The organism is Ureibacillus suwonensis, assembly GCF_042655065.1.
GTDB lineage: Bacteria > Bacillota > Bacilli > Bacillales_A > Planococcaceae > Ureibacillus > Ureibacillus suwonensis.
In genome coordinates, this window is record NZ_JBHSNQ010000048.1 from 290,640 (window position 1) to 301,878 (window position 11,239).

The window sequence follows — 11,239 nt, forward strand, 5'->3', positions numbered from 1 at the left end:
TGATTAGGATTCTCCTTTTATTCAGCTTTTTCGAATAGGGCAACAAAGAAACCGTCGCTTCCAAAGTCTTGAGGAAACACTTGAAGCATTCCGTTCCGCTGTTTTTCCAGCAATGAAACCGGCAAATGTTGAATCGGTGCAAGTTTCATCTCAGGGTGTGACGCCAATAAGGCTTCAACGGTTTCTTCATTTTCTTTTTTATTGACAGTGCATGTGCTGTATACCAGTCTACCGCCCGGCTTTAACAAAGCGACAGCGTTATTAAGCAGTTCCGTTTGGATTTCATGCAAGCGGTCGAAATCCTCTTCCCTTTTCGTATATTTAATATCCGGCTTCCGTCGGATTACACCCAATCCGGAGCAAGGCGCATCGACAAGGATGGCATCGAAGGATTCGGGCTGCAACAGTTCCGCGGCTTTCCTTCCATCGATCGGTGCAGTGTCAACAATCGTGATTCCAAGCCGCGCGCAATTTTCTCCAATCAAATCCAATTTATGGGGATGAATATCTGTCGCGAGAATCGATCCTTCGTTTTTCATGATTTCCGCCAAATGTGTCGTTTTTCCCCCTGGAGCGGCACACAGGTCCAGCACTCTGTCTCCCGGCTTCGGATTTAATGCGATGGAGGGCATCATGGAGCTTTCATCTTGAATCGTAATGATGCCGTTTTTGAACGCCTCCGTTCTCGCAGCTTGTCCGCTTAAAAGATATAAGCATTGTGGAATCACTTTACTTTGAACGGCTTGTACGTCTTCATCAGCCAACAGTTGGATCGCCTCTTCCACCGTAGCCTTCAATGTATTGACCCGAACGGTTTGTTTTGGTGGGAGATTATTAGCTTTTAGCATGTCCATCGTTGTTTCCAGTCCGTACATTTCGGCAAACATTTCCACAATCCATCGTGGATGGCTCGTTTCAATCGCGATACGGTCAATCGGGTCTTTAATCTTATCAAGGGAAGGGATTCCCATTCTCAGAATGGATCGTAAAATACCATTCACCATCGAAGCGATCCCTTTATGTCCCCTTCTTTTCGCAATTTCCACGGCTTCGTTGACAATGGCATGTTCAGGGATCTTGGACAAGTAAACGATTTGATAAACGGATAATCTTAACAGCCATCGAACCCATGGATCGATTTTTCCGCGAATAAAGGGCTCCAAATAATAATCCAATGTATATTTATATTGCAGCGTTCCATAAGTCAATTCCGTGAGCAAAGCCCTTTTTTTCGCTTCGATCTGATATTTATTGATTGTTTGATTCAATAAAAGGTTGGAATATGCCTGATTCTGATCGACTGAAAGCAAAATGCTGAGCGCTGCATCTCTGACATTGCCATTCCAAATGAAACTGTTCTTCTTTTTCCTCATTCAAATAAATCTCCAATCTGCAATTTTGAACCCACGCCACGTAAATAATCTTCCGCTGACATGCGCTTTTTACCTGCAGGTTGTAATTCGAGAATTGCGAGGGTTCCTTCTCCGGTAGCCACTTCGAAGTGATCTTTTCCGATTTTGACAACTTCCCCTGGTTGACCTTCCGCTTTTGAGTCGCCCACTTTGGCCCACCAGATTTTCACGTTTTCCCCGTGAAAAGTTGTATATGCCACAGGCCATGGATGAAGGCCGCGCACTTGATTATAAATTTCCCGCGCACTCTTTGACCAATTGATCCGCTCTTGTTCCCTCGTAATATTGTGAGCAAAAGTCGCTTTGCTTTCATCTTGCGGGATGCGGTCATTTGTGCCGGCAATGATGTCGGGAAGGGTATCCTTCAACAAATCTCTTCCCAATAAACTTAACTTTTCAAACAGGATCCCTGTATGGTCCGTTTCTTCAATTGGAATTTCCCTTTGGGAGATGATGTCTCCCGCATCCAATTTTTCTGCCATATACATGATCGTTACGCCTGTTTTTTCTTCCCCATCGATGACCGCTTGATGGATTGGCGCACCGCCCCGGTATTTCGGAAGCAGTGAAGCATGCACATTGATGCATCCCAGTTTTGGAGCCTCCAATAATTCCTTTGGCAAGATTTGTCCAAAGGCGGCGGTAATAATTAAATCCGGATTGATGCGCAAAATTTCTTCCAATTCTTCAGAACCCCTCAATTTTTCAGGTTGAAGAACTTTTAAGCCTAAACGGACGGCTTCTTCTTTTACCGGAGGAGGAGTGAGTACCCGCTTTCTTCCGACAGGCCGGTCCGGCTGGGTAACAACTGCAGCAATTTCGTATCCTTCTTCATGTAGCATACGCAAAATTGGCACGGAAAAATCCGGTGTTCCCATAAACACGATTTTTGTCATAAATTATTCTTCCTCCTCCTCAAACATTTCTTCCAATTCTTCTTCCGTATAGATCCGGGTAATTTTCGAATCAAATAATATCCCATCCAAATGGTCGATTTCGTGTAAAATGCAGCGGGCGTCATAATCCATCGCTTCCAGCTGATACACTTGCCCGTATCGGTCATGGGCTTCAATTTTCACGTATGAAGGTCTCTCCACTTCCCCATAAAGCCCCGGAAAGCTTAAGCACCCTTCAATGTCCACAGATGAACCGGATGTTTCAATGACCGTCGGGTTGATCATTTCAATCAATGTCCGTTCTTCCCCCAACTCGACGAGGGCGATGCGAAGCGGGACATTCACTTGGGGAGCGGCAATGCCCATGCCGTCATATTCAACCATCGTTTCGTACATGTCATCCAATAAGGTGATGATTTCCTCATTGATTTCTGTCACTTCTTCGCAGACTTGCGTCAATATTTTTGCTGGATGTTTCACGATTTCTCTGATCATGGGTAACCTCTTTCCATCTATATCATCGTCGGATTCAAATCGATTGTTAAAACAATCCCTTTTTTGATCCATTCCGTTCGATATATTTTCATTAATTGTAAAAATGTTGGAATTAAATTCGGCTCTATTTTGTATTTTATCAGACATTGATAGCGATATCTATTTTGCAGACGGACGATGCCGGCTGTTGTCGGACCGATGATGGAAGCGTCAAAAGAAAGACTGGACCGCAGATAGTCGGCGCATCTTTTTGCGTATTCCGCCGACATCATAACATCTTCATGGGACACTTGGATGAGGGCGATATAATAATATGGCGGATAGGCCGCTTCATGACGCATCATCATTTCCTTTTTATAAAAAGGTTCATATTGTTGTTCTTTCGCAAATTGAATTGCATAATGTTCCGGCGTATAGGATTGGATGATCACCTCTCCAGGCTTTTCCGCTCTTCCTGCACGGCCGCTCACCTGGGTCAGAAGCTGGAAAGTCCGTTCAGCTGCCCGAAAATCCGGCAAATGCAGGGAAGTATCCGCACTTAAGACTCCTACCAGGGTGATGTTCGGAAAATCCAACCCTTTGGCAATCATTTGCGTTCCAAGTAAAATATCCGCTTTCTCGGCCCCGAAATCTTCCAAAATCGCTTCGTGGGCGCCTTTCCGTTTGGTCGTATCCACATCCATCCGCAATACGCGCGCTTCAGGAAAAAGTTTTGTCAATTCTTCCTCCACTTTCTGAGTACCGGTGCCAAAGTATCGGATATGCTCACTTCCGCACTCGGGGCAATTGGTTGGAACAGGCTGTTCATAACCGCAATAGTGGCATTTCAATTTCTCGTTATAACGGTGATACGTCAAAGAAATATCGCAATTTTCACATTGCATCACCGTTCCGCAATCCCGGCACAACACAAAGGAGGAGTAACCCCTGCGATTTAAAAACAGCACAATTTGTTCCTTCTTTTTCAAACGATCGCGGATGGAGTCAGCCAATTTCTCTGAAAACATGGAGCGGTTGCCCTTTTTCAATTCCTCCCGCATATCGACGATTTCCACGGATGGCAACGGCTGCTTCAAAGCCCGCTCTTTTAACGTCAATAGTTTATAGACATTCTTCCTTGCCCTTGCATAGGATTCCAAACTCGGCGTGGCACTGCCCAAAATGACCGGGCATTGATGAAATTTGCCTCTCCAAATGGCCACATCCCTGGCATGGTATCTTGGCGAATCTTCCTGCTTGTAAGACGATTCATGTTCTTCATCGAGAATGATCAGCCCGACATTTTCAAAGGGCGCAAAGACAGCGGACCGGGCTCCGACCACCACTTTTACTTTTTGTTGGTGAACTTTCCGCCACTCATCGTACTTCTCGCCGACGGAAAGACCGCTATGCATGACCGCAACCTGCTCCCCGAACCTTGAGCGGAACCGGTTGGTGATTTGAGGCGTAAGTGAAATCTCCGGTACAAGGACAATGGCTTCCTTTCCTTGTTGGATGCAATGTTGAATGGCTTGAAGATACACTTCCGTTTTTCCGCTTCCTGTCACTCCATGCAATAAAAAGGTTTCCGGAGAACCTTTGTCCATTGCATCCAAAATGTCCTTTAAAGCCGTTTCCTGTTCCGCTGTCAATGTTAAAAAATCCGTTTTCTCCACATCTTTTTTAAATGGATTCCGATACACTTCCTCAAAAATGTATTCTGCAGCTCCCAGTTCAATAACGGCTTGCAGCACTTGGGGAGAACATGTTGTTTCTTCATGGATCACTTCCGGCTCCATGATTTCTCCCACATGTTTTTGCATCCATAAAACAAGCTGCTTTTGTTTTTTTGCACGATTTGAAAGTCCCTCATAAATCATTTGAAGAAGATTTTGGTCCGCTGCAATCTTCACTTTGCGGACTTCTTTGATCTTCCCTTTTTGTTTCACGACATTTTCGATTGAGAGCAAATGCATTTTTAACGCTTTTTTCAGCGGGATGAGCAATCCATCTTTCTCAAACTCTTTATAATCCACTTTCGTCGCATGTTGGAAAAACGGTTGCAACGGTTCTTCCAAATTCTTTACATCCGTCTCCAAAATGACCATTTTTTCGTATTTTGCCCTCAACGCCGATGGAAGCATGGCTTGTAAACAATCGATTTCATAGGAAATGGTTTCCCGTTTCATCCATTTCGCCAGTTCCAGCATTTCGCCCGTCAACACCGGCTCGATATCAAGCAAAACAGAGATGGGCTTTAATTTATCGGGGGGCACTTCCGTTTCATTTTTTATTGCCACAACAAAACCTAGAATGTCACGGTTTCCAAAAGGTACTTTCACCCGGCATCCGCACTCAATAAGTTCCTCCATTGTTTCCGGAATGGAATAATCAAACGGGCGGTCGACCGGATATGCGGATACATCAACAATCACTTCTGCAATCTTCATTTGTTCCCTTCGCTTTCAAAATAACGGACAACCAATTCCGTTATTTTCTCAGGCTCTTCCAACCGTCCCTTCCCGACGTATCCGCATGCTAGGTACCCTTCAGAGGGTTCTATAAAGCCATAACCGTCTTCTATGAGCTGTGCAATATTGCGTTTCACTGCAGGATGGTCATACATATGAACGTTCATTGCGGGAGCGATCCAAACAGGACATGTGGCTGCAAGCAGGGTCGTCGTCAACATATCATCCGCGATTCCGTTTGCGAGCTTCCCGATTATATTTGCTGTGGCCGGGGCCACAATGATCAAATCCGCCCAATCCGCCAAATCAATATGGGCAATGGCACTCGGGTCTTTTTCATCAAATGTATCGATATATACATCATTTTTGGACATCACTTGAAACGAAAGCGGGGTAACAAATTTCATTGCCGATTCGGTCATGATCACTTTTACGTTAAACCCCGCCTGAGTCAATTTGCTGACTAGTGCAACCGCTTTGTATACTGCGATACCGCCTGATACTCCAAGTAAAATGTTCCGGCTCATCAAAGTTTCACCCTTTCAAAGGATAAGCTCCCAAAGAATGTTTCTCCGGGAGCTGTTCGTCGTTTCAGTCATTTTCTTTTTTTCAGCTATTGTTCATCAGAATATACTTTATTTTTATCCGGCATTTCCATTTGCAACACACCGGCAGCCACTTCTTCCAATGCCATGCCAACCGGTTTCAATGATTTATATTCGCTTAGCTTCAAAATTCCCGTTTCCTGGATTTGACGGGCACGTTTTGCGGCAAGACTGACCAATGAGTATTTGGAATCCACTTTTTCTTTAAGCAAATCGATCGATGGATAAAGCATATCTTATTCTCCTTTCAACATGGATAAATATCTTTTTTCGACCCGTTCACGGCGGCAATGTTCCGCTGTGATGATCGCATTTATTTTCTCACATGCTTTTTGGATTTCATCATTTTCTACAACATAATCATACAACTTCATCATTTCAAGTTCTTCTTTGGCTGTTTCGATTCTCTTTTTAATGATTTCTTCCGACTCGGTACCGCGTTCTATTAATCGTCTTTCCAACTCCGATAAACTCGGAGGTGCTAAAAAGATGAAAAGAGCTTCAGGCACTTTTTCCCGAATTTGGGCCGCTCCCTGCACTTCGATTTCCAAAAAGACGTCGCGGCCGGCATCCAATGTTTCATTGACGTAATCGAGGGGAGTGCCGTAGTAATTGCCTACAAACTCGGCATATTCCAATAATTTCTCTTCCTCGATCATTCGTTCAAATTCCTCTCTCGTTTTAAAAAAATAATCGACTCCATCCACTTCCCCTTCGCGAGGCGGTCGAGTGGTGATGGAGATGGAATATTCATAATTCGTGTCAGGTTGTTTAAATAGCTCTTTTCTCACCGTTCCCTTACCGACACCCGATGGACCGGAAAGAACAATTAATAATCCGCGTTCTTTTTCCATTGTTTCCATTCTCTCCCTCAATGCTACCTTTCCATGTTTATTCAATATTTTGAACCTGCTCCCTCATTTTTTCCAAAATGGTTTTCAATTGTACAACAACCGGTGAAATGTTCACTGACTGATTTTTCGATCCAATGGTATTGATTTCCCTGAGCATTTCTTGCATAAGGAAATCCAATTTTCTCCCGATGGAATGGGGTTCTTCCAATGTCTCTTCCAACTGTTGGAAGTGGCTTTCCAATCGATCCAATTCTTCCGATATATCAATCCGATCGGCAAAAAGGGCAACTTCCGCAACAATCCGGTCATCCAAATCTTCCACATTCACGATTTCCGCAAGTCTTTCCGTCAACTTGTCGCGGTATTTCTTCACGGCATCTTGTGAATGTTCCCGGATGAATCTCACTTGCGTTTTGAGCTCTTCGTTATATTGAAGCAGTACTTGCTTTAATTCCTGCCCTTCCCGTTCCCGCATCTCCACCAATTTTTCCATCGCTTCGCGGACAGCAATTTCAACACTGGCTGCAATCTCTTCCGGTGTTAACTCCTTTTTTTCATACAACAGTGCACCTTCCAATGATAGCACTTCTTGCATGGAATATTGCTCATCTATCGGGATTACTTGGCGAAGTTCATCTTTTGCATTTTTATAGGATTCAATAAGAGACCAATTAATTTTAAAATCTTTTACTTCTTCACCAGTAAGTTTTAAGTTTACTAAACAATCAAATTTCCCCCGTTTAACATATTGGGAAATGATTTTTTTTGCAAGCAGTTCTGCCTCTAACCACTCTTTCGGAAATTTTGTATAAATTTCTAAAAAGCGATGATTCACTGAGCGAATTTCCACTGTCAGTTGATAATCATTCGTAGTTGTGACACCTCTGCCAAAACCAGTCATACTACGCACCAAGGTAAGTCACACCTTTCATAAAGCTATGCTCCAATTATAACACATGATTAGAAAATTATAACGCATTTATCCATTATTAGAAGATGAACTCAACTTTTTTATTTTATTTGAAAAATATCTTTTAGTCCATCATAGTATGATGTTTTCGGCAAAGGACCGATTTCCCTCTCATATTTTTCACCGCTTAACACAACAGGTTCTTCAATTAAATAAAACATCTCCGCAAATTCACGCATAAATGGGTTGAATAATCCTACCATTTGAACCATTCTTTTCGTTACAATGGAGATTTTTTTATCATATCCCGTAAGCTCACGGATCATTTGAATGATTTCTTCCCCGGTAATTGGACCGTATGAAGGGATATTCCACTCTTGCCCATAAGCCTTTTCATTCATTACCAAGTTTACAAAAGCCTTTGCTCCGTCAGGCAAATAGATATATTCTCTCGCCAACTTTGGATTTCCTAAAAACATGGCCTTTTTATTGTTGATAACGGCACTGATGGTTGTATTTAATGTGGTATTGTCCGCATTTGGACCGTAAAAATCCGGGAAATGGGCAATTGTATATGTAATTTCGGAATTCTTGATCATGTTTTCCAATTGCAATCGGATTTTCCCTTTTTTAGTATGAGGATTTTTCGGCATATCCTCCGTCATTTTTTTGCCGACGCTTCGACCATAAGCATAGATATTATCAACATAAGCCAATTTTAAGTTGTACATTTTTACCGTTTGAATGACATTGTCCATTGATACAGGAAGTTTTTTCCATTCTTGATAAGGGATATTCACTGAATGGACGATTAAATCCACATCTTGGGCTGCTTTAAGTAAATCGGTTTGATTAAATAAGTCTCCTTGCACCACTTCCACTCGTTCTTCGTTGTGGAATAGCCTCAGCAATTTCTCCTTATTTCGTGCAAAAGCTTTCACTTCGATTCCCCGATCGGAAAATTCTTTTACAAGTGAAGAACCCATATTCCCTGAAGCACCAAGAACCAATACTTTTTTCATAAAAAACTCCTCCTTTTTATTGTCCAGTGGTCAATTAAAGGTTCATCAAGTTTTATTGACCACTGGTTAAATATATGTAAAAAAAAATTAACACACTCCCTTAAGCAAAAATTTCACATGATCAATCGCAGCACCCTCCACCTCATCATAACCAACAATATGCGATAAATAGTGACTGACAAAACCATGCAAGGAAAGAAAAATTGACCAAATATCCTTTAATTGCAATTTTTGATTCGATAATGTGTATAAAGCATTGGCAAACTTGTCATATACCTTTATCGGTTCTTCATTGATGAAATTGCGCACCTCATCATCTTTAAGCATAAACATAATTTCATAATGGCTCTGATGGTTTAAACCAAACTTGATGTACCCAAGCATACATTGCTCAAGTTTTTCCGAGTTTTCAATGTCCTGCTCCAACACATGATCCAATTCCTGTTCCAATAGAACAAAATATTCCTTTACCAATGCATAAAATAATTCCGCTTTACTTTGAAAATGATAATACAGAGCTCCGTGTGAGCAGCCAAGTTCTTTTGCAATTTGACGCATCGAAACTTGCTGATATCCGTTTTTTACGAACAAATCTCTTGCTGCATCCATTATCATGTTTGGCGTAAGAACAGGTTTTGACGCATCTCTTGCCATAATAAATCCTCCATGTCTTTCTCGTTGCAATCAATTTATTGACCGCTGTTCAATAATAAGATAATTCAATTGCTGTTAAATGTCAAAAGAATTTTTCTCATTAAACTTTTCATATCTTGGGAATTGCTTTAGAATCAATGCAGATATATAGAAACATAATAAAATAATATCTCAGTGATTTTTTAAGAAAAGAGGAACAATTATGGCATTTGATGGATTATTTACAGTAGCGATGATCAATGAACTGAAGGGACTTGAAACCGGCCGGATTTCAAAAGTTCATCAACCGAATGCATTGGAAGTGGTGCTCCATATCCGGGCAAAAGGGAAAAATGAGAAATTATTATTTTCCATTCACCCATCATATGCCCGTGTTCACATAACAAAAGAATCGATTGATAATCCACAAGAACCGCCAATGTTTTGCATGCTCCTCAGAAAACATATCGAAGGCGGCATTATTACACGAATTGAAAATGAAGGTTTTGAACGGGTGATCACGTTTCACATAGAAAGCAAAAATGAAATCGGCGATCCGGTCAACCGGAAATTGATCATTGAAATCATGGGAAGGCACAGCAATTTGGTCTTAGTCGATGGCGAAACCAATAAAATCATCGATGGATTAAAACACTTGCCGCCTTCCGTCAACAGTTTCCGTACGGTGCTTCCCGGATTTGAATACGTCCATCCGCCGGTACAGCACAAAGTGAATCCGCAAACCGTTTCAGATGAAGAGATTAAGCAGTTTTTCTCAACGGAAAAAACATCGCAAGAAGTGGTGTCCCATTTTGCCGGATTCTCCCCTTTTCATGCGAAAGAATTGTTGCATCGAATGAAGAGCGGGGATGCAATTAATGTGTTCCGCTCCTTTATCAATGAAGTGACGGGAAGCGCGAATCCAACTTTTTTGGAAGCTGATGGAAAACCTTATTTTTCGCCGACAACCATCACGCATTTGACGGGTAAAATCACCCATTATGAAGATTTGAGCACCCTTCTGGACCGGGTATTTTACGCACGGGCAGAGAGGGATCGGGTGAAACAGCAAGCGGGTGACTTGGAACGCTTCATTCAGAACGAAATCAATAAACTGAACACAAAACTGGAAAAATTACATAACGATCTGGAACAGGCATCGAAACTGGATCAATATCAATTGTTCGGGGAACTCTTAATGGCCAATTTATATCAATTTGAAAAAGGCATGAAAGAAGTGACCGTCATCAATTATTACAATAATGATGAAATCACCATTCCGCTGGATGAAAGAAAAACGCCTGTGGAGAATGCACAAGGCTACTATACGAAATACAATAAAGCGAAAAATGCCCTTATCCGGGTAAAGGAACAAATTGATAAAACGAAAGAGGAAATCGATTACTTTGAAATGCTGTTGAACCAAGTCAACCAGGCAAGCCCGGCGGATATCGAAGAAATACGGGAAGAACTTGCCGAAGAGGGTTATTTGAAGAAGCGGAATAAAAAGCAAAAAAATAAACCGGTGAAACCCGCTCCCGAAAAGTTCATTTCATCTACGGGCATTCCGATTTCCGTCGGCAAAAACAATAAACAAAACGATTATTTGACCTTCAAGCTTGCAAAGAAATCCGATATTTGGCTTCATACGAAAGACATTCCCGGCTCCCACGTCGTCATTCATTCAAATCAGCCGGATGAAACAACTTTGAAAGAAGCGGCCATTTTAAGCGCCTATTTTAGCAAAGCACGAAATTCCTCTTCCGTCCCGGTGGACTATACCCAAATCCGCCATGTAAAAAAACCGAGTGGTGCAAAACCTGGCTTTGTCATTTATTTTGAACAAAAAACCCTCTACGTCACACCGGACGAAGAAGTCGTATTAAAGCTGAAGCAAAAAGAATAGCATCTCTGTTCCCTGGGTTGTTATAACAAAAAGACTCCTGATTTCTTCGATGAATC

General features: G+C 42.1%; 10 protein-coding genes and 1 pseudogene. 1 reads left to right on the forward strand and 10 read right to left on the reverse strand.

Annotation, left to right across the window (positions count from 1 at the left end):
• Positions 1–17 precede the first annotated feature (17 nt).
• From rsmB to ACFPOH_RS05880, 10 genes and pseudogenes are all read right to left on the reverse strand, one after another.
• Entirely contained in the window at positions 18–1,373 is a 1,356-nt protein-coding gene (rsmB, locus tag ACFPOH_RS05835; RefSeq protein ID WP_390309038.1) for a 16S rRNA (cytosine(967)-C(5))-methyltransferase RsmB, read from the reverse strand.
• Positions 1,370–2,308 carry a methionyl-tRNA formyltransferase gene (gene fmt / locus ACFPOH_RS05840; protein WP_342469920.1) on the reverse strand — a complete coding sequence of 313 codons (939 nt, stop codon included), beginning with the start codon at positions 2,306–2,308 and terminating at the stop codon, positions 1,370–1,372. Before fmt ends, rsmB begins: the two co-directional genes overlap by 4 nt.
• Before the next feature lie 3 nt (positions 2,309–2,311).
• Positions 2,312–2,803: a peptide deformylase gene (def, locus tag ACFPOH_RS05845; protein WP_342469921.1), complete on the reverse strand. Its 492-nt coding sequence runs from the start codon at positions 2,801–2,803 to the stop codon at positions 2,312–2,314.
• 17 nt (positions 2,804–2,820) lie between these two features.
• Positions 2,821–5,232 (reverse strand): primosomal protein N', encoded by a 2,412-nt coding sequence (gene priA, locus ACFPOH_RS05850; protein ID WP_390309039.1) that lies wholly within the window; start codon positions 5,230–5,232, stop codon positions 2,821–2,823.
• Positions 5,233–5,249: 17 nt separating this feature from the next.
• A pseudogene (gene coaBC / locus ACFPOH_RS05855) lies at positions 5,250–5,780 on the reverse strand (bifunctional phosphopantothenoylcysteine decarboxylase/phosphopantothenate--cysteine ligase CoaBC); the annotation flags it as partial.
• Between the two features lie 86 nt (positions 5,781–5,866).
• Positions 5,867–6,091, reverse strand: a complete 225-nt coding sequence (rpoZ, locus tag ACFPOH_RS05860) for a DNA-directed RNA polymerase subunit omega (protein WP_342469923.1) — start codon at positions 6,089–6,091, stop codon at positions 5,867–5,869.
• A gap of 3 nt (positions 6,092–6,094) precedes the next feature.
• Positions 6,095–6,712, reverse strand: coding sequence for a guanylate kinase (gene gmk, locus ACFPOH_RS05865; RefSeq protein WP_342471323.1), 618 nt, complete (start codon positions 6,710–6,712; stop codon positions 6,095–6,097).
• A gap of 37 nt (positions 6,713–6,749) precedes the next feature.
• A complete protein-coding gene (locus ACFPOH_RS05870) occupies positions 6,750–7,625 on the reverse strand; it encodes a YicC/YloC family endoribonuclease (protein WP_390309040.1) in 876 nt (291 codons plus the stop codon).
• Positions 7,626–7,723: 98 nt separating this feature from the next.
• A complete protein-coding gene (locus tag ACFPOH_RS05875; RefSeq protein WP_390309041.1) occupies positions 7,724–8,644 on the reverse strand; it encodes an NAD(P)H-binding protein in 921 nt (306 codons plus the stop codon).
• Positions 8,645–8,731: 87 nt separating this feature from the next.
• Positions 8,732–9,298, reverse strand: coding sequence for a TetR/AcrR family transcriptional regulator (locus ACFPOH_RS05880; protein WP_342469926.1), 567 nt, complete (start codon positions 9,296–9,298; stop codon positions 8,732–8,734).
• 202 nt (positions 9,299–9,500) lie between these two features.
• Between ACFPOH_RS05880 and ACFPOH_RS05885 the strand changes: the two genes are divergently transcribed.
• Entirely contained in the window at positions 9,501–11,183 is a 1,683-nt protein-coding gene (locus ACFPOH_RS05885) for an Rqc2 family fibronectin-binding protein (RefSeq protein WP_390309042.1), read from the forward strand.
• Positions 11,184–11,239 lie beyond the last annotated feature (56 nt).

Coding starts and splice junctions, on each gene's coding strand:
- rsmB (WP_390309038.1), bottom strand. CDS start 1,373: ATGAGGAAAAAGAAGAACAGTTTCATTTGGAATGGCAATGTCAGAGAT.
- fmt (WP_342469920.1), bottom strand. CDS start 2,308: ATGACAAAAATCGTGTTTATGGGAACACCGGATTTTTCCGTGCCAATT.
- def (WP_342469921.1), bottom strand. CDS start 2,803: ATGATCAGAGAAATCGTGAAACATCCAGCAAAAATATTGACGCAAGTC.
- priA (WP_390309039.1), bottom strand. CDS start 5,232: ATGAAGATTGCAGAAGTGATTGTTGATGTATCCGCATATCCGGTCGAC.
- rpoZ (WP_342469923.1), bottom strand. CDS start 6,091: ATGCTTTATCCATCGATCGATTTGCTTAAAGAAAAAGTGGATTCCAAA.
- gmk (WP_342471323.1), bottom strand. CDS start 6,712: ATGGAAAAAGAACGCGGATTATTAATTGTTCTTTCCGGTCCATCGGGT.
- ACFPOH_RS05875 (WP_390309041.1), bottom strand. CDS start 8,644: ATGAAAAAAGTATTGGTTCTTGGTGCTTCAGGGAATATGGGTTCTTCA.
- ACFPOH_RS05880 (WP_342469926.1), bottom strand. CDS start 9,298: ATGGCAAGAGATGCGTCAAAACCTGTTCTTACGCCAAACATGATAATG.
- ACFPOH_RS05885 (WP_390309042.1), top strand. CDS start 9,501: ATGGCATTTGATGGATTATTTACAGTAGCGATGATCAATGAACTGAAG.